This is a genomic window from Gracilibacillus sp. YIM 98692, assembly GCF_010993965.1.
Taxonomy (GTDB): Bacteria; Bacillota; Bacilli; order Bacillales; family Amphibacillaceae; genus Gracilibacillus.
Genome location: NZ_WIXM01000025.1, coordinates 1 through 17,558, shown reverse-complemented (window position 1 = coordinate 17,558; position 17,558 = coordinate 1). Strand labels below are relative to the sequence as shown.

At 35.0% G+C, this 17,558-nt stretch carries 19 protein-coding genes, 1 rRNA gene and 1 pseudogene; 4 read left to right on the top strand and 17 right to left on the bottom strand.

All coding sequences use genetic code 11. The annotated features are described in order from the left end of the window. Positions 1 to 158: 158 nt before the first annotated feature. The 7 genes from GHD00_RS16240 to GHD00_RS16210 all read right to left on the bottom strand — a co-directional run bounded on the left by GHD00_RS16240 (position 159) and on the right by GHD00_RS16210 (position 6,980). On the bottom strand, positions 159 to 2,264 hold the full coding sequence (locus GHD00_RS16240) for a DNA translocase FtsK (RefSeq protein ID WP_163539210.1): 2,106 nt from the start codon (positions 2,262 to 2,264) through the stop codon (positions 159 to 161). Between the two features lie 368 nt (positions 2,265 to 2,632). Continuing rightward, the gene (gene ytpR / locus GHD00_RS16235) at positions 2,633 to 3,238 is read right to left on the bottom strand and encodes a YtpR family tRNA-binding protein (RefSeq protein WP_163539209.1); all 606 of its coding nucleotides are present in this window, start codon (positions 3,236 to 3,238) and stop codon (positions 2,633 to 2,635) included. A 24-nt stretch (positions 3,239 to 3,262) separates the two neighbouring features. Then, complete coding sequence (locus GHD00_RS16230) at positions 3,263 to 4,066, bottom strand: DUF1444 domain-containing protein (protein ID WP_163539208.1); 804 nt, start codon at positions 4,064 to 4,066, stop codon at positions 3,263 to 3,265. A 367-nt stretch (positions 4,067 to 4,433) separates the two neighbouring features. Then, positions 4,434 to 4,751: a thioredoxin family protein gene (locus GHD00_RS16225; protein ID WP_163539207.1), complete on the bottom strand. Its 318-nt coding sequence runs from the start codon at positions 4,749 to 4,751 to the stop codon at positions 4,434 to 4,436. A gap of 27 nt (positions 4,752 to 4,778) precedes the next feature. Continuing rightward, the gene (locus GHD00_RS16220; protein ID WP_163539206.1) at positions 4,779 to 5,297 is read right to left on the bottom strand and encodes a hypothetical protein; all 519 of its coding nucleotides are present in this window, start codon (positions 5,295 to 5,297) and stop codon (positions 4,779 to 4,781) included. A gap of 97 nt (positions 5,298 to 5,394) precedes the next feature. Further along, the gene (locus tag GHD00_RS16215; protein ID WP_163539205.1) at positions 5,395 to 5,898 is read right to left on the bottom strand and encodes a DUF84 family protein; all 504 of its coding nucleotides are present in this window, start codon (positions 5,896 to 5,898) and stop codon (positions 5,395 to 5,397) included. Positions 5,899 to 5,912: 14 nt separating this feature from the next. Further along, positions 5,913 to 6,980: a M42 family metallopeptidase gene (locus GHD00_RS16210; protein ID WP_163539204.1), complete on the bottom strand. Its 1,068-nt coding sequence runs from the start codon at positions 6,978 to 6,980 to the stop codon at positions 5,913 to 5,915. Between the two features lie 159 nt (positions 6,981 to 7,139). Here GHD00_RS16210 and GHD00_RS16205 point away from each other — a divergent pair, with 159 nt between their 5' ends. Then, entirely contained in the window at positions 7,140 to 7,472 is a 333-nt protein-coding gene (locus GHD00_RS16205; protein WP_163539249.1) for a PepSY domain-containing protein, read from the top strand. 141 nt (positions 7,473 to 7,613) lie between these two features. Here GHD00_RS16205 and trmB read toward each other — a convergent pair whose 3' ends face one another. Continuing rightward, positions 7,614 to 8,258 (bottom strand): tRNA (guanosine(46)-N7)-methyltransferase TrmB, encoded by a 645-nt coding sequence (gene trmB, locus GHD00_RS16200; RefSeq protein WP_163539203.1) that lies wholly within the window; start codon positions 8,256 to 8,258, stop codon positions 7,614 to 7,616. A 114-nt stretch (positions 8,259 to 8,372) separates the two neighbouring features. On the opposite strand from trmB, the gene GHD00_RS16195 reads away from it, so the two are divergent. Next, positions 8,373 to 8,657, top strand: a complete 285-nt coding sequence (locus tag GHD00_RS16195) for a YtzH-like family protein (RefSeq protein ID WP_163539202.1) — start codon at positions 8,373 to 8,375, stop codon at positions 8,655 to 8,657. On the opposite strand, the gene GHD00_RS16190 is transcribed toward GHD00_RS16195, so the two are convergent. The 4 genes from GHD00_RS16190 to GHD00_RS16175 all read right to left on the bottom strand — a co-directional run bounded on the left by GHD00_RS16190 (position 8,638) and on the right by GHD00_RS16175 (position 12,088). Then, positions 8,638 to 9,450 carry a phosphotransferase family protein gene (locus GHD00_RS16190; RefSeq protein ID WP_240468730.1) on the bottom strand — a complete coding sequence of 271 codons (813 nt, stop codon included), beginning with the start codon at positions 9,448 to 9,450 and terminating at the stop codon, positions 8,638 to 8,640. The genes GHD00_RS16195 and GHD00_RS16190 overlap by 20 nt on opposite strands. 132 nt (positions 9,451 to 9,582) lie before the next feature. Beyond that, complete coding sequence (locus GHD00_RS16185) at positions 9,583 to 10,479, bottom strand: NERD domain-containing protein (protein WP_163539201.1); 897 nt, start codon at positions 10,477 to 10,479, stop codon at positions 9,583 to 9,585. 8 nt (positions 10,480 to 10,487) lie between these two features. Then, positions 10,488 to 11,039: an RNA 2',3'-cyclic phosphodiesterase gene (gene thpR / locus GHD00_RS16180; protein ID WP_163539200.1), complete on the bottom strand. Its 552-nt coding sequence runs from the start codon at positions 11,037 to 11,039 to the stop codon at positions 10,488 to 10,490. Positions 11,040 to 11,044: 5 nt separating this feature from the next. Next, positions 11,045 to 12,088, bottom strand: a complete 1,044-nt coding sequence (locus GHD00_RS16175; protein WP_276208286.1) for a potassium channel family protein — start codon at positions 12,086 to 12,088, stop codon at positions 11,045 to 11,047. Between the two features lie 112 nt (positions 12,089 to 12,200). Between GHD00_RS16175 and GHD00_RS16170 the strand changes: the two genes are divergently transcribed. Next, the gene (locus tag GHD00_RS16170; protein ID WP_163539198.1) at positions 12,201 to 12,419 is read left to right on the top strand and encodes an HTH domain-containing protein; all 219 of its coding nucleotides are present in this window, start codon (positions 12,201 to 12,203) and stop codon (positions 12,417 to 12,419) included. A 63-nt stretch (positions 12,420 to 12,482) separates the two neighbouring features. On the opposite strand, the gene GHD00_RS16165 is transcribed toward GHD00_RS16170, so the two are convergent. Together GHD00_RS16165 and GHD00_RS16160 are read right to left on the bottom strand one after the other, a co-directional pair. Further along, entirely contained in the window at positions 12,483 to 13,199 is a 717-nt protein-coding gene (locus GHD00_RS16165) for a pseudouridine synthase (protein WP_163539197.1), read from the bottom strand. Positions 13,200 to 13,220: 21 nt separating this feature from the next. Then, positions 13,221 to 14,840 carry a putative polysaccharide biosynthesis protein gene (locus tag GHD00_RS16160; protein ID WP_163539196.1) on the bottom strand — a complete coding sequence of 540 codons (1,620 nt, stop codon included), beginning with the start codon at positions 14,838 to 14,840 and terminating at the stop codon, positions 13,221 to 13,223. A gap of 195 nt (positions 14,841 to 15,035) precedes the next feature. Here GHD00_RS16160 and GHD00_RS16155 point away from each other — a divergent pair, with 195 nt between their 5' ends. Beyond that, positions 15,036 to 16,298 carry a BaiN/RdsA family NAD(P)/FAD-dependent oxidoreductase gene (locus GHD00_RS16155; protein WP_163539195.1) on the top strand — a complete coding sequence of 421 codons (1,263 nt, stop codon included), beginning with the start codon at positions 15,036 to 15,038 and terminating at the stop codon, positions 16,296 to 16,298. Positions 16,299 to 16,518: 220 nt separating this feature from the next. Here GHD00_RS16155 and GHD00_RS21485 read toward each other — a convergent pair whose 3' ends face one another. From GHD00_RS21485 to rrf, 3 genes and pseudogenes are all read right to left on the bottom strand, one after another. Further along, the gene (locus tag GHD00_RS21485) at positions 16,519 to 16,656 is read right to left on the bottom strand and encodes a transposase (RefSeq protein WP_163539247.1); all 138 of its coding nucleotides are present in this window, start codon (positions 16,654 to 16,656) and stop codon (positions 16,519 to 16,521) included. Continuing rightward, positions 16,638 to 17,096, bottom strand: a pseudogene (locus GHD00_RS16145) (transposase family protein); the annotation flags it as partial. The gene GHD00_RS21485 and the pseudogene GHD00_RS16145, both read right to left, overlap by 19 nt. Positions 17,097 to 17,269: 173 nt before the next feature. Further along, a 5S ribosomal RNA gene (gene rrf / locus GHD00_RS16140) occupies positions 17,270 to 17,385 on the bottom strand. Between the last annotated feature and the right edge of the window lie 173 nt (positions 17,386 to 17,558).

Sequence of the window (17,558 nt, the reverse complement as noted above, 5' to 3'; positions counted from 1 at the left end):
TATCAGGGTGCTAGCGTCCGTTATCCTCCACTTATCCTTCTTTCATTATTCTAAGTCTGGAAGTGAGATGCTTACGGACGATTGTTAACCGTGATAAATTACCTTTGTCTATCATAAAGCAATTCTATATATTCGACAAGTTATTTTGATATAGAGCTCTATCCTTGCAAATAGTTTTCTAATTCACTGCTTGAAAGTAATACTTCTCGTTGTTTACTTCCATTTTGGCCTGAAATAATCCCATGCTGTTCCATTGTATCAATCAAGCGTGCCGCTCGATTATATCCAATTTTAAAGCGACGTTGTAACAGAGAAGCACTCGCTCCATTATGTTCCATAACGAATGCCACTGCTTCATTATAAAGATCGTCCGTTGCCAAATCTGATTCTACCTGTTGAATTAGATGCTCTTGTTCAAATAAATAATTAGGTGGGGCTATTTTTTTAACGAATGAAGTGACCCGCTCTATTTCATCATCTGATACAAAAGCCCCTTGAATACGCTTTGAGTCTGCAGACCCATTCTCAATAAACAGCATATCCCCTTTTCCTAATAGTTTCTCTGCTCCATTGGTATCTAAGATTGTGCGAGAATCCACTTGAGACGATACACTAAAGGCAATTCTAGTTGGTATGTTCGCTTTAATAAGCCCGGTAATAACGTCTACAGAAGGCCTTTGTGTTGCAATAATAAGATGAATACCACATGCTCTTGCTTTTTGTGCAATTCTGCATATGGCATCCTCGACATCTTGTGGAGATGTCATCATAAGATCTGCTAATTCATCTATCACGATAACCATATATGGTAATTTAGATTCATTGTCACCTTGTCTTTCCATCTTCTGATTATACCGTTCAATATCCCGTGCACCAGCTTCTACAAATTTTTCATAACGATCTTCCATTTCAGATACGGCCCACTTTAAAGCAGATGTCGCTGCTTTAACATCCGTAATAACAGGGGATACCAAATGAGGTATTTGATTATATGGGGTTAATTCCACCATTTTGGGATCAATTAATAAAAATTTAACTTCTTCATGGGAAGCTTTATAAAGTAAACTTATTAATATTGTATTGATGCATACACTTTTTCCTGAACCAGTTGCCCCCGCAATTAAACCATGTGGCATTTTTTTCAGATCTGTTACAATAGCATTTCCTTCGATATCAGACCCTAAAGCAACCGTTAATGGTGATGCTTGTTGTTTGAAATGATCGCCAATTAGCATATTTTGTAATACAACAGGTTCTGATACGAGATTAGGCACTTCTATTCCAATCGTGTTCTTTCCTGGTATGGGTGCTTCCATGCGAATATCTCTTGCCTTTAAGTTCAGCTTAATATCATCACTTAAATTTTTGATTTTACTAACTTTAACACCAGGCTCTGGTTGGACTTCAAAACGGGTTACAGAAGGGCCTTGTGTTGCATCCACAACTGTCGCTTTAATATGGAAGTAATTTAATGTCACTTGCAATAATTCTTTCTGCTGCTCCATCCATTCGATGTTTTGCTTTTCTTGTTTAACGTCATCATCTAATAATTGAATCGGCACTTCCCTTTTTATACGATGTTGCATCGGCTTTTTTTCCATGTGACTATATTTTTCCATATTTCTCTTTTTGTCTCTGGGTGTCATGATGACATTAAATGGTTTACTAGATGACCGGCTTTTTTGTTGATTAGGTGCCTGTTTTTCTTTTTGTGTATCGGTTGATTGATGAGAGTGCTGACTTACGTTTTGCTGATCTTCTTTCATAGATAGCGAAGGTTTATGTTCTGCTTGTCTATGCTTAACTTCTTCTTTTTCTTCTTTCTTTTTCATTACTTTTGGTAAAGTTTCTTCTCTTTTTGTATGACCCATGTCAGAATTTTTTGTTTTTTGTTTATTGGGTTTATCGTTCCATTGAGTAGTAGCAATAGTTGGCTTGCGAAATCCATGGATAGGGGATGGTACATGACTTACTTCAAAACCTCTTCCCGCCGTTTCAGAATCAAAATGCTTCCTTTGTTCTGAAGCATGATCTGCAACGTTAACTTGTCTAGCAGATGAATGTCTAGGACGAGTCGTACGCTTTGGTTCGGTTTGAAGATTCATTGGTTTATTTTTTGGATATCGATAAGACATTTTTGTCTCTACTGTTTTATGTATAGATGTATCGGAAAGCTTTTCTTCTTTCACCTTTTCTTCAGCTTGCTCTTTCCCATTGTCTTCTTCAAATAAGGCATTCCATTTATCCTTAATATTTTTCCACATTCATTTCTCACTCCCATCTCAGTAGTATGACTTAATGTAAAGCTAAAAAACTTTGTTAATCTGCATTGTGTAAAGAAAACTTGGGCTTACCCAAGCCTTATGGCGCAGTGCGGAAGCCTAGTTTCCCTTATCTATCTTCCTCATCGTGGTATCTATGTCGAATTCACTTCAGCTGTAATACGATATAAAGAGAGAGATTTCCTTCATCTCCCACTAATGGTTAGCGAAACTTATTAGCGTGCTAGCGTCCGTTACCCTCCTCTTACACTTCTTTATTCTTGTAAGTCTTGTAGTGGGGGCTTACGGACGATTGTTCACCGTGATAAGTTCTGATATGGTTAAAAAAACCCTTGTCTATTGACAAAGGCTTAAAACTTAAAAACTTCTCCTACTTTTTCCTGAGCATCCAAGACATATATTCCTTTTTCTTTTGGTGCATTCGGGAGACCTAATTCTTTTTGAGAACAGATCATTCCAAATGAATCTACGCCTCGAAGCTGTGTTGGCTTTATCTCCATTCCACTTGGCATAATAGCACCAACTTTTGCAACCACTACTTTTTGTCCTTCCGCAACATTCGGCGCACCACATACTATTTGCAGCTTTTCCGTTCCAACTTCAACTTGACACACCTTTAATTTGTCTGCATTTTCATGCTGTTGTAATTCAGTTACGTGACCTACAACAAATTTAGGTGTTAAATCAAATTCCAAGCTATCATTTAAATCATTTTCATCGAAGATTTGTTTTAAACGGTCAAGTAAATTTGCTGTGAGTTTAGTCTTGCCTTGGCCTAATTGCTTAAAATACTTCGATGCTTGAAATACATTATATCCTAGTAATTCGTCAGTATTTTGATCCGTGATTTTCACAACATCTCCAAATGTTTGAAAAGTCACTCTATTCTGTTCGCTATTTTTAACTGGGAATAAAAGGACATCTCCTAACCCAATTTCGTTATAATACACGTACATGCGTTCATATCTTCCCTTCCCACTCTAGTTCTTTGGTTTGTTTTTTGCTAAGATGAATACTGGCTCTAAATGTTTATCTTCATATATAAAAGGTAACGATGTAACCGGCACTCTGCCTTCTGCGAAAAATTTCATGGTCATTTGTGCGATAATATCATAACCTGCTTCGTTCTTTACATCAGCTAGTATTAGTACGTCTTGGTGAGGAACAGCAACAACAAGCTCTCCTATCGCATTTGCTTTCATTTCTTCTAGAAAAGATTCATTTAAAATTCGACTGGCATCATACCCATCCTGAGTAGCAACAAAATAAAAATCATTATCTGCTACGGTATCTTTCTTATAATCAGGTGATAATGAGCGAATGTTAAACATGGAAATCTCTTTTAACCTGTCTTTTGTCCATCCTTGATCCTTCAGCATATTTTCGTCAATAAGCTGATAAGTTGTGCCTAAATCTAATGCATAATAAATATTTGTTTCTGCTGTATGCTCGGAATAGACTAACGGAATATCTGCTTTTGTTTTTTTCGGGAATGAAGTGGACCTAATCACTGGATAGATATATTTTTCTTTTCCTTCCAGTTGATGATCTTCACGCATCATTTTTAAGGATTCACTAACGTGATATTGAAGCTCTTCTAGTGCTTTTTCCCCTCGTTCCTCATACTTGGAAATAACATTTGGTATATTTATGGACACACCTTGATGGGTATCCTTCCATTCCACTCGGTATAAATCTTTATCTCGATTGAACGAAACTCGCCATTCATCATGTTTAAACAATTCATCTAATTTTCTTTTCATTTTAATTGATGTCATTTTCATTATATATCAATCTCCTTTTAGGAAGAAAACAACCATCTTTCATTATACCATGTTTTCTTTTGTTTTAAAATATTAATACTACTGCTTAATAAAATAAGAAATATTGACTAATTATCATCTAGTTCATTGAGATTATGTTTCTACTCTATCTTTATTAAGAATATAATAAATTCTCGTTTCATTTATCTCTACTTTAGTCTCCATTAAAAAATAGCTTAACCTGACGCTGTGGAAAGAAACTCTTTTTCCCACAGGAGTCTCGTAACATTCCTCAGCTGTTTAACATCAAAAAAATAATTAGAGTTACTACTACCATAACAAAAAGACTTATCTTACTTGATAAGTCTTTTTCACTATCTATTTCTGTTTATTGAAATAGTCCTGATAAAAAGTTTTCGATTTCTTCTTTTGTTTTACGGTCTTTACTAACGAATCGGTCTACTTCTTTACCTTGATCAAAGGCTAAAAAGCTTGGAATACCAAACACGTCATTTTCTTGACATATCTCAATAAATGAATCTCTATCCACGTATACAAAGTGATAGTTCGAATATTTTTCTTCTAATTCTGGTATTATTGGTTCTATGACACGACAATCAGGGCACCAATCAGCTGAAAACAAAAATACGACTTTTTCCTTCTGGATCCACTCTTGAAATTGTTGCTGCGATTGTAATTGTTCCATTCTTTCTTCCTCCATACTTCATCTGCATTATTCATAAGCTAAGGAATTGGCTATTTTCATCATATCTGATACATCATGTTTCATATCAGACCAATCTGTAAAAGTGGTGATTTTTACACCGCCAATTCCAACTTGTAATTGTATCTCGTCCTCTTGATTATTGGAGATATTTATATAGCCAAACCTATCCTCATCTTCAAATGATTCTAATGCCAAATGATTATCCATGCTCACTGCAGCTTCATAATTAAGTCGGCTAGTAGAATCTTCTAACGTATTATAAAACAAAATAAATGTTTGATTATCCTTCTCTAATAGAACATTGCTTACTGATTGCTCTGCAACAGTAAACTCTTCGGGCAAATATATATTAAAATGTTCTAAATTCGTATTTGTCACTTTGGACTCTTGATTAAATTCTTGTTCTGCTATCTGAACTGATTCTCGTAAAACTTCCTCTGTAGGTTGCATACTCCAAGCACTAACCCATATGATAAAAATGAGTAGAAGGGAGATGACAACGATACCGATTCTATCTATTTTCATAATCTTCCTCCTGTTTTTTAAACCCTTCAATTCCTCATATCCTATCATACTATTTTTTCAGAATTTGACAAGAGATAAATCTACAAATTTCTACATTTTATGATTCATTTCTCATAGCTTGGCCTTTTAAGATATACATCACATGTGTAAACATCTCTTCTCTAGAAATAACACCATTAGTAAAAACTCCTATTGCACCTTGATTATGACGTATGGAATGATCATTCGTATACTCAACCATAACTGGTCCTAATTCTTCTCCGAGTAAGATGCGATGCGACACCTCTTTTGGCAAAGGAATCCTGGATCCACTTGCTATATATTGATGACGGCTTTGGGTAATCATAGCACCCCAACTGCATAAATACAGTGTACCATCGATTTCAGTTACACCACCCTCTAGCCCTACTCCAATACTATCATGTTTTAACTCTCTACAAGCCACTGCCCGATTGAGGGCTCCTTGCTTTGTTTCTGTATCAGAACGGGGCTGATCGCTCACCAAGGAATCGACTTCTGCACTTAAAATATGTTGATGGGGGTAAGCTTTACGAACAGCGTTGACTTTTGCCTTATTATGGGAACCTACTACAATATCCATTTATTTGATCCTTTTTATTGATTTTGTCGAATTTGTTCAAGAGTATTTTGATCTGTCGCTTTCACTAACTTCACTAACCATTCTTTAGCAGCCTCGTAATCATCGACATGAATAATCGATGCGTGTGTGTGAATATATCGTGAGCAGATGCCAATCACAGCTGAAGGTACACCTTGATTGGATAAATGTACATTCCCAGCGTCTGTTCCACCTTGAGAAACAAAATATTGGTAAGGAATTTGATTCGTTTCTGCTATATCTAACACAAAATCTCTAATTCCTCGATGAGTGACCATGGAACGGTCGAATATACGCAGAAGCGCTCCTTTACCAAGTTGACCAAATTCCTGATCATCTCCTGACATATCATTAGCTGGAGAGGCATCTAACGCATAAAAGATATCTGGTTGAATCATATTTGCTGCAACCTTTGCCCCGCGCAATCCTACTTCTTCTTGAACCGTTGCTCCAGCATACAGTTGATTAGGTACTGTTTCTCCTTGTAATTCTTTTAGTAATTCAATTGCTAAACCACAGCCATACCGATTATCCCATGCTTTAGCTAAAATCTTTTTCTCGTTAGCCATTGGTGTAAACGGTGAAACAGGTAAAATGGATTGTCCTGGCTTGATTCCCATTGCTTCAGCATCTTTTTTATCGTCAGCCCCGACATCGATAAGCATATTTTTTTGCGCCATCGGTTTAGACCTTTCAGCAGTTGTTAAATTATGTGGCGGGATAGACCCAACCACTCCAATAACGGTCTTGGTTGCTGTATGTATTTCTACTCTTTGTGATAATAAAACTTGAGACCACCAACCACCTAGGGGCTGAAATCGAATCATTCCATTATCGGTGATTTGCTTAACCATAAAAGCAACCTCATCCATATGACCTGCGACTAATACTTTTGGACCTGTTCCATGTTTGACACCGAATATGCCACCAAGACGATCCTGCATAACATCATCTGCATACTTGTTTAAATGATGACGCATAAAATTTCTCACTTTATGCTCATTTGCAGGTGCTCCTGGTAGTTCTGTTAGTTCTCTAAAAAGTTCTAACGTTTCTTGTTTCATTTAACCGCCACCCTTTCTTTTATTATCCTTACTATACCATTTTTACCGTTTATCGTTAACTACTTGCTTTTGGTAAGAACTTTTCTTTATAGTAGTATTTGTAGCATAAAGAAATAACATTTTGGAAAAACCTAATGAAGGGTGATAAATGTGAAACAAATGAAATGGCTATTGCCAGTCATATTAGGGTTCAGCTTAGGATTTCTAATAAGAAAACAAGTAGATGATGGACAAATGATGAAGCCAGAAAATGTTTTAAAATTAGTTAAATCGCAATTCTCAACGAAATATAAGGTGAGTGGCTCATGGATTTATATGAAATCACAAACGCTGGAGAAACAAGGGTTAGCTTATGAAGTATACCATGGCGGCATCACCAAACATGTAAATGATTCTTACATACCTGTGGAGTTTTGGGCAGATGCTAAAACAGGAACTATAATTGAAATAACCCAAATAAGTAATGAAGAAATAAGAAAAGCTGCCAAGTAACTGGCAGCTTTTTTTACCATAACAGATTTATATCGTGTTACAGATGAAATAAAAATCGACGTAGATACCACGATAAGGATGATAGATAAGGGCAACTACGTCTCTAACTTCGCTAAAGGCTAGTTAATCGACGAGTTTTCTTTACATTAAAAACCGTACTTTACAACGATATATCGGTTGTCCTTTAGCAGAAAATTTTTCTTCGTATTCTGTCATTATATTTTCTGGATCCTCTTTTTTATGTAAATCGACGGAAACCTCATCCATTACACAGCCATACTGGGAAAAACTAACGAGAGAGTATTCAAACAGCTGTTGATTATCTGTTTTTAGAATGATTTGGCCATTAGGTTTTAATATATGTTTATATTTCTCTAAAAATGTATAGTAAGTTAACCTTCTTTTCTCATGTCTATTTTTTGGCCATGGGTCTGAGAAATTTAAATAAATCGTGTCCACTTCATTTTCTGCAAAGATCTCTAAAAGATCATGAGCATTTTCATTGATTAACCTTACGTTCGATATACTTTCTTGACTTACTTTATCCACTGCAGACACAATAATACTTTTTACTACTTCCATGCCAACAAAGTTTATGTTAGGAAACTGCTTTGCCATTCCAGCGATAAATTGTCCTTTCCCTGTTCCAATCTCTAAATGCAATGGAGAAGCGGGTGCACTAAATACGTTATTCCATCTGCCTTTATGTGAATATGGATGTAATTCCATAATATCATGATTTTCTCTCAAATAATTATCAGCCCAAGGCTTATATCTCGCTCTCATAAACCATAACTCCTTCTTAAATCCAATACTGGATACTTCTAAATTTTATTATTTCTTTTATTGCATATTCTAAACAAATTCGTACAACATAAATTTAAAAGGTGGGATTGATCAATGTCTTTAAATATGAATAATCAACTTGATCTATTGCATGACTTACTTAGTCTGCAAGCTGAAGAGTGTTGTGGAAGTACATCTGAATGTCAACAAATATCTAGATTAATTAAATCCATTCAAGAAAATCCAAATATTCAACAATCTAAATTGTTTGAACATCTGGATTTTATTTATCAATATAGTACAGTCGGGGAATCATCTGCCAATCTTAATCAACATATTGAATACCATCAGCATGATATTGAAAACTGGTTACAAGCAATTAAAGATTCCAATTATTAATTTGTTCAAGAAGCTTAATTAATTCATTTAAATGTTGGTTGGCTTCTTTATTTTTATAATTATTCACACACCAAATATAACCAGAGATTTCATCAATCATTAAATACCAATGCATTCGCTGCATTAGCTCTTCGCTGTTTTCTATCCCGTAATTAGATAACCATTGATTCCAATCTTCTTTCGGTATATAAGATTGTAAAATACGACCTATGTCCATAGCTGGATCGCCGACACGTGCATTATCCCAATCAATTAAGTATAATTCACCACTTTGGGAAAGCATCCAGTTATGGTGATTCAAATCACAGTGGCAGACAACGGGATGATCGATATTCATATATGGTAAACGGCTTTCTAAGTATTTAACCGCTTTGTGAATGACTAAAGAACAAGCTGCAAATGAATTCATTTGCACTTTTTGTTTTACTTTGAATAAATGGTGATCAGCTGTAAGAGTTGTTTTTTCAATTCGTAATAACATATCTAACAGTTCAGAGGAATGATGAATCTTACTTAAAAGTCTAGCAACTTTAGGATGTTGCATTTCCTCTAGATTCAATGCTTTACCATCTAACCATTGTTGCGCTGTTACAACATCACCATTTTCTAACCGTTTGGTCCATACAAGCTTTGGTACAATACCTTGAGCTGAAAGCACTGCTAAGAATGGCGATGAATTACGTTTTAAGAATAGTCTTTTTTGATTAGATTTCGCGTAATATGCCGTACCAGTTGAACCGCCAGCAGATACTACTGTCCAATCTTCTCCTAATATGTGTTCCAAAGCTGTCACCCTCAATTCCTCTTAATAATCTATGAACTATTTCTAAAAATGGGAATAGTAATAATAGATTAACGTAAAAGTAGGTTCGATTTCAAGTATAAATTGTATTTTTCTATAATTTTATCAGGAATTTTGTCAAATTTACACAAAAGGTTGTGATTCTTCATCCCATTCTGACCTTTGTACAGATACAGTCTCACAATAAGAAAGCAAATGGTTTGCTGCCTGCAATTGTCTGCGTTTTATTGGAGATAATAAATTTTGCTTTTCTTTCAACCAAGTAAGATGCTCTTCTACTCCCACATAACGTGTTTGATAAGCCTCCTGTTGAAAATCAATATGGTTAGACCGAGATAAGACAATTTTTTGAATAGGAAATTCCAAACCTGCTTTTTTGAAAATGCTACGCACTACTTTTTCCGTTCTTTTTAAAGAAATAAGCGGACTTAATATCTTAGTTCGAATGTTGTTTTCCTCCACAAACCATCCCCTATCATCCCCAGCAATAAATGTTTGATTGTCAAACCTCTCTAAAAAAGTAATAATTTCTACCCCAACTGGACTTATCAACATAATTTCTCCATCCATTGGCTGATGCTTTAATTGAAAAACAGGCAGATACATCACTAAATGATTATCTGGAATTCGCTGTAGTAGATATCTTAACCGGAAATCATCCGAATACTTTCTATCTAAAAAAGACTTACGTTTTAACGTAGTAGAAGCCCACTTTAATTGAAAAGGAAATAACATATCCAAATAAAATTGTTTAAGGTGTGCTTCGGAATTAGGCAGTACCTGTTCATCATTTCCCATTTCCTCTTGCTCTTTTTTAAAAAAGAAGTTTTTCCAGTGCCATTTGCTAACATACTCGTCTGATTCCATTGTCGAATTAGTGTTTGTGAAATCATTAGACTCCCATTTTTTTTTTAGATTTTGCCAGTTTTGTTTTTTTAACCTGGAAAACTGACTAGGATAATGGTATAAATCCTGTTCATATCTGGATATATAATTGTCAAGTTTAATTAGCTGTGCCATAAACACCCTCACTTTAATGAAATCACTTTTATCGGTTTATATTTTACTTCTTCGTTTGGATAGATCTCATACAAAGCTATTTGATCTACTTGAAATTTTTTCATTTCTGTGGTTGTATGTGATTTGCTCAAATGAATCGTCTCTTCCCCTCTCCATTTTTTTGCTAACGTGATATGGGGGCGATACGGTCTTTTTTCTACTCGTAGAGTCATTTGGATTAATATTTCTTTGATTTTTTGGTGTAAATGGTTTAAATCATTATTTTTTACAACATCCACCCAAAGCACTCTAGGTTGAATACTTTTTCCAAAAGTCCCTACATTACCTATTTCTAAATCGAATTTTGGTATCTTATTGATTTTCTCAAGCTCGTCTGATAGAGATAGAAGTTTTTCTTGTTCAAGTGCACCTAAAAATTGTAAAGTAATATGAAAGTCATCACGGTGAACCCATGATTTAAAAGGTAGATTCAATGTCTTAAAATAACTCTGTATGTCCATAAGCCAATTTTTACATTGCTCATCCAGCTTTACTGCGATGAAATAATGCTTATTTTGCATCCTTATCACTTTCTTTCTAAAATTTGTTTGTAAGTGTCCTTATCACATATTACATATAATTCGCTATCGGTTGATAATGATTCGTCCAACATTCGATTAATGTTTAATTTATCTCGATCAGCAACTAATGTAGCTCCTTGTTGAAGAAGATCATTAAAGGCATCTCGATATGTTTTCCAAGCTTCTTTTAAAGGAACATAATATAAGTCATCACCTTGACTTCGTCTTAATAATTGACCGAATATATTAGAAACGCCATTTCGAAAAGCAGAACGCACAAATAATGAAGAGATCGTCTCATGAGAAATGATAAATTCATCGATATTAATATATTCAAAATTTTTCAGGTGATCTTCTTCCATTACTTCCACAATGGTATGCACATCCGGTGCCAGTGATTCGATTGTAGAGGCAATTAACAATGTTTTTCCATCCGCTAATTGACCATCGTTAATATTATCATCTGAAAAAACTAATACAGATTTTGCATCTTTTATATTTGCCTTGAGTAATGTCTCCTTTTCCGAAGCATTCCCTTTTATATAATAAATATTATGGTCTAATAAAGGAGCTTTTTCTTTATCATCAATAATAATAATATCAATATCTTTATTCGTATCTAACATTTCTTTTATTGCAAATTTTGCTTTTTGAGACCAGCCAACAATCACATAATGCCCTTTATCTTTATACACAATATCACCTTCTTCTCTTTTTTTACGATAAATAGCTAAACCGTCAATAATTTTTCCAATCGCTACACCTATCAGACCTATGCCAAATATGTACAAAAATAAAGCTAGCAATCTACCTCCAAATGAAACTGGATAATAATCGCCATACCCGACTGTTGTGACTGTTGTCATAACCCACCACAAACCATCAAAAAAAGTAGGGAAAGATTCCCTTTCTAATAATACTATAAGAATGGAGGATACAAGCACCAACAATAAACTAGTAGTAAATAATATATAATTAGAGATTTTAATCATTTTTTTCATAATTGCTTTTAGTACATGCACAATTATCAAACCTCCTTTTTTTAAAATTTTCAGTAAATTTATTTGTGAAACTAGATAATTTTTTTTGAAAAGTGTAAAATGGAAACAACAACATGAATATACTCTTACTGTTTACCGATAACTTTTAAGGAGTGATTTTTTGAGCCAATCAACCACCCGCATGCTCACTCGTGTAAAAGCTGTCTATTTGTTTATCAGGGAAAATGGGCCAGTTTCAACGGGTGAAATAGCTGAAGAGTTTGGAATCACTGACCGTACAGTACAACGAGATTTACACTTGCTAGCATATAATGGGCTTGTCAATAGCCCTAATCGGGGACGTTGGAAAATCACAAATAAAAAGGTAAAAATTTCTTAGAATAACGAAAAGATGAAAAATAATATGTATTTATATAGCCAGTATTTTTTAATACTGGCATTTTTATGTACCATCTTTCTTTAGCTTTTCTATTTCATCTTCGGTTAAATGACGATAATCTCCTAGCTGAATTGATTTATCAAGACTCAAACTCCCCATCGAAATGCGTTTTAAATAAGTAACTTCATTATTCAATGCATGAAACATTCGTTTGATTTGATGAAATTTCCCTTCTGAAATAGTTACTTTCACCTTATTAGCTTCTGTTTCGTCTAATATTTCTAATTTCGCCGGCCGCGTTATTTCCTTTTCTCCAATGTCTATACCTATTTCAAATAGTTCTATATCTTTTGAAGAAACAGAATGATCAACATGTGCTATATAAGCTTTTTCTACATGTTTTTTAGGAGAAAGCAATTGATGGGCTAACTGTCCGTTATTTGTTAGCAGCAAAAGACCTTCCGTATCTTTATCAAGACGTCCCACTGGGAATGGTTCCAATACTTTGTCCGATGGATCTATAAGGTCAAGAACAGTCTGTTGAGAGTCATCATGTGTCGCAGAAATATAACCTTTTGGTTTATGCAACATTAAATAGATGTATTTCTGATAACGGATTTGCTCTCCATTACAAATAACTTCATCCTGTTCAGGATCAATCATTTGATTCGGTTTTTTCGCAATAGAACCATTTACTTGTATTTTCTTTTTCTTGATTAAATTCTTCACATCTTTTCTACTGCCAACTCCCATATTAGCAAGCAGCTTATCTAACCGCATTTATATCCTCCTATCCTTGACTTAACGTCCGAATAACTTATCTAACGGTCGTATTTTTTTGCCTATGACTCTTTCTAACAAAGTAGAGACATAGCTTAAGTAAAGATAAATTATTCCTCCAATAGTAACCGTAATCATCACCACAATGAATGCGATCAAACGGTTGTCATCGAAATTCAAGATAATCCCTAATAGCCATTTTAAAAGCAACAAGATGATCGACATGATTGCAGTAAAAATCCCCATCAAGGCTGTTAATTTCATAAACTTTCTGTATGGAAAGCCAATCGTTTTTTTAATTTGCCATAAGTTTAAGAAAACTGCTGCACCTGAAGCAACAATGGTCGTCAAGATTGCCCCTTTTGCTCCTCCAATCATTTGTATCATCAACGCATTACATAATATCTTGATCAATAATCCAACAGTAAGGCTGATAACTGTAAAGCGTTGTTGTTCAATTCCCTGCAAGATGGAACTAGTGACGGTAAAAAAAGCAAAACATAATGCAACTGGTGTGTACCATGCAAAAAGAGGACCAGATATTTCAATGGTACGATAACCAAATAACGATCCATATATTTCATCTGATAAAATCATCAACCCAAAAACAGACGGTAAAACGAAAAACATAATAATTTGTAAAGCTTGATTAATCTGATTTTTCACTCGGGTCATTTGATTTAAATTAAATGCTTTCGTAATTTCTGGCAATAGCGCTAAAGAAAGCCCTGTGGCAATTGTAACAGGAATAATCACTAATTTATGACCTTGCAAGTTAAAGCTGGAATAAGCGATGCTTGAGATATCCTCTTGTCCAATTTCTGCCATCGCTCGACTGAAAGTAAATTGATCTACAAGTTGATATAGTGGTGTTGCAATACCTACTAAAACGAAGGGGCCAGCATATCGAAACAACTCTTGAAACAAGTGAACCTTAGGTATATTAGACTTTTTCTTTTGTTTGATAACATTATCTTTTATATAAGCCTTACGTTTTTGCCAATACCAGTATAATACTGTAAAGGAAGCTAAACCACCAATAAAAGCGGCAAAAGTGGCATATCCAATAGCTACCGTCACATCTCCATTTAATAATACCATAATAATAAATACGGAAATTAATAAAAATAAGATGCGCACAATTTGTTCCACTACTTGCGACACGGCGGTAGGTCCCATGGACTGATGTCCTTGAAAAAAGCCTCTAACAATCGACATAGCTGGAATAATGATTAAAGCAACACTGACCATTTGTATAACATGTTTTACATCATCAATCGTAATATCTTCTGTTCTAGGATCAATGGTAAAACGAGCAATCGTTTCAGCCCCGAAAAATAAGACAAGAAATGCTAAAAAACCTGTAATCGCCATGAGCGAAAGTCCCCATTTAAACATTCTCATACTTGTATGATAATCGTCTAGAGCATTATATTTGGAAACAAATTTTGAAACAGCTAACGGAACGCCAACTGTTGAAATACTCAAAATGATGCTGTAAGGGGTGTATGCATAGCTATATAATGTCATACCTTCTTCTTCCACTATGTTTGTAAAAGGAATAACATATACCATCCCTAAAAACTTTGATAAAAAACTTGCCCCAGTTAAAAGCATCGTACCGCGTAATAAATTCGACATATTTTCACCCTAGATTCTTGATTAAAATATCGTATCTATTTTAACATAACTATTTTTTTATTGTTATGAAAAGTTGTCAATACTAATCAAATAATGTGAGAGCATAATCCTTTACTATTTACTACTCTCTTTATTTCCTATATGCTTATTTGCAGAAGAAATTTGTTATCGTAACTGAAGGAAGGACGAATGAACATGTCATATCAAGTAACCGTAATAGGTGGTGGACCTTCAGGCTTAATGGCCGCTATCGCTGCAGCTGAACAAGGTGTTGATACATTACTTATTGATAAAGGTAATAAATTAGGTAAAAAATTAGCAATTTCTGGTGGTGGAAGATGTAATGTAACCAACCGATTACCAGAAGATGAAGTAATTAAACACATACCTGGGAATGGCCGTTTTTTATATAGTGCTTTTTCTACATTTAACAATTACGATATTATCGATTATTTCGAAGAACTTGGAGTTGCCCTTAAGGAAGAAGACCATGGACGAATGTTTCCTAAAAGTAATAATGCACAAGACGTTGTCAAAACCTTGTTAAATGAGTTAGATAAATGGAAAGTCACAGTCAAAACAGACACGACGGTAAAAGCAATGGACTACGGAGAAAGCGAGCATACTGTTATTCTTGAGAATGGTGACAAAATAAAGACGAAAACAGTTGTCATTGCAGTTGGTGGAAAAGCCGTGCCACATACTGGATCTACAGGAGACGGATATCCATGGGCAAAAAAAGCAGGCCATACTATCACACCTATTTATCCAACAGAAGTTCCAATTGTATCAGAAGAGACGTTTATCCAACAGAAATCCCTTCAAGGCCTTGCGTTACGAGATATTGCTTTATCGGTTTATGATGAAAAAGGAAAAAAGAAGATCACACATCAAATGGATATGCTTTTTACCCATTTTGGCATTTCAGGACCAGCCGTATTAAGATGTTCACAATATATTGTGAAACTACTGATGAAAGGTAATATTGAAGTAGAAGTTGGAATTGACGCTCTACCTTTGACGAATTACAACAATCTTTACAATCAAATATTATCATTAGTTAATGAAAACCCTAAGAAAAGTATTAAAAATGTACTAAAAGGGTTCATTCCTGAAAGATATTTAGACTTTATTCTTGAACAAAATAAAATATATGCACAAATGAATAGTGCAAATATTTCCCGGGAAAAGTTAGAATCTATAACGAACTACATAAAAGATTTCCGATTTAAAGTACATGACAGTTTACCTATAAAAAAGGCTTTTGTTACTGGTGGGGGAATTTCTATAAAAGAAGTGATTCCAAGCACCATGCAGTCCAAGTTTATGAACGGTTTATACTTCAGTGGTGAGATTTTAGATATTCATGGATATACAGGCGGCTACAATATAACAGCAGCTATGGTAACTGGTAGAGTAGCTGGAATGCATGCTGCTTGGGAAAGTATGAGCAGGTAAGGTAGCATTTTATAATAAGAATAATGTTTTAGCAATCATTTCGTCAGATTGCAATGCAACCTGGCTTGGATTACGTCGTTATTTTACATTTATTTATAGCGATCTCGGATTTTTCTTGAATTCCAGTTCTACGTCAAATGTTGGGGTAGGAGTATTTGCTCCTATCCCTTAACCTGCTTGAGATCATCCTTAAATTAGTATTACAGTAATACACGTAACCTTACTCGATCATATCGTTTAAAGCAAATACATTACGTTTCATATCCTTTGTTTGGTTATTTAATCCCTCTACAACCCCATTGTTATATCCAAGGGCAAGGCTATTTAAAACTTCCGCTTGGCATTTACTGGCGGTAATGTGTCCACTTCTTCTAAACTAACAGCTGATATCTGATTAAATCTGCGTATAGCTGTCGTTTGAGACGTTCTAAACTGACTAGCAGTATCTTTGAAGTTTTTCCCCTTAATAACACAAAGGCCAAGGGCTTGATTCCATTCCTTTGAATGTCTTTGATACCGATCTACTACTTGGTTGTTTTCAGCAAATCGCTTCCCACATGAACAAACATACTTACGCTTTCGATAAAACAAATATGATGTTCGTTTAAATACCTTTAAGTGCTGTACCTTTTGTATTCTATAGTCATGAATTCGGCTTGTCCTCTCCCCACAACAGGACATCGGTGCTTTATAATAGGTAACTCTACATGTAAGTAAAAATTCCCCTCTAGCTCCTCCATCTGTCGTAACGATAACACTTTCTAATCCAGGTAAATTCATGTTAAACTGCATGTACACGCAACTCCTATCCCTTTGATTTGTTTCTAGTCAATTCAAGTGTAAATGATATAGGAGCTTGCGTGTTTTCTTATGCTTAATTTTTCCATACCCCAACATATATAATAGAGCCAATAAAAAAGCTGACTCAAATTCGCTAATTGCGATCATTTGAGTCAGCTTTACTTTGTATTGCCTGGCAACGTCCTACTCTTGCGGGGGCAAAGCCCCAACTACCATGGGCGCTGGAGAGCTTAACTGCTGTGTTCGGCATGGAAACAGGTGTGACCTCTCCGCTATCGTTACCAGGCCTGCTGAATGCAGGTCGATCGACGTTGTCACATCGATGTGACGATCTTAGTCAATCATCCTTTTCGTTTTAAAAAGGATATACCCTAAAAACTAGATAAGAAAAATAGACATCAAAACCAAACGGTTTAAAGCGTTCATCAGTATAGTTAAGTCCTCGATCGATTAGTATTC

Excerpts from the sequence above, each read along its gene's own strand:
- GHD00_RS16240 (WP_163539210.1), bottom strand. The coding sequence starts at position 2,264 with ATGTGGAAAAATATTAAGGATAAATGGAATGCCTTATTTGAAGAAGAC.
- ytpR (WP_163539209.1), bottom strand. The coding sequence starts at position 3,238 with ATGTACGTGTATTATAACGAAATTGGGTTAGGAGATGTCCTTTTATTC.
- GHD00_RS16230 (WP_163539208.1), bottom strand. The coding sequence starts at position 4,066 with ATGAAAATGACATCAATTAAAATGAAAAGAAAATTAGATGAATTGTTT.
- GHD00_RS16225 (WP_163539207.1), bottom strand. The coding sequence starts at position 4,751 with ATGGAACAATTACAATCGCAGCAACAATTTCAAGAGTGGATCCAGAAG.
- GHD00_RS16220 (WP_163539206.1), bottom strand. The coding sequence starts at position 5,297 with ATGAAAATAGATAGAATCGGTATCGTTGTCATCTCCCTTCTACTCATT.
- GHD00_RS16215 (WP_163539205.1), bottom strand. The coding sequence starts at position 5,898 with ATGGATATTGTAGTAGGTTCCCATAATAAGGCAAAAGTCAACGCTGTT.
- GHD00_RS16210 (WP_163539204.1), bottom strand. The coding sequence starts at position 6,980 with ATGAAACAAGAAACGTTAGAACTTTTTAGAGAACTAACAGAACTACCA.
- GHD00_RS16205 (WP_163539249.1), top strand. The coding sequence starts at position 7,140 with ATGAAATGGCTATTGCCAGTCATATTAGGGTTCAGCTTAGGATTTCTA.
- trmB (WP_163539203.1), bottom strand. The coding sequence starts at position 8,258 with ATGAGAGCGAGATATAAGCCTTGGGCTGATAATTATTTGAGAGAAAAT.
- GHD00_RS16195 (WP_163539202.1), top strand. The coding sequence starts at position 8,373 with ATGTCTTTAAATATGAATAATCAACTTGATCTATTGCATGACTTACTT.
- GHD00_RS16185 (WP_163539201.1), bottom strand. The coding sequence starts at position 10,479 with ATGGCACAGCTAATTAAACTTGACAATTATATATCCAGATATGAACAG.
- thpR (WP_163539200.1), bottom strand. The coding sequence starts at position 11,039 with ATGCAAAATAAGCATTATTTCATCGCAGTAAAGCTGGATGAGCAATGT.
- GHD00_RS16165 (WP_163539197.1), bottom strand. The coding sequence starts at position 13,199 with ATGCGGTTAGATAAGCTGCTTGCTAATATGGGAGTTGGCAGTAGAAAA.
- GHD00_RS16160 (WP_163539196.1), bottom strand. The coding sequence starts at position 14,840 with ATGTCGAATTTATTACGCGGTACGATGCTTTTAACTGGGGCAAGTTTT.
- GHD00_RS16155 (WP_163539195.1), top strand. The coding sequence starts at position 15,036 with ATGTCATATCAAGTAACCGTAATAGGTGGTGGACCTTCAGGCTTAATG.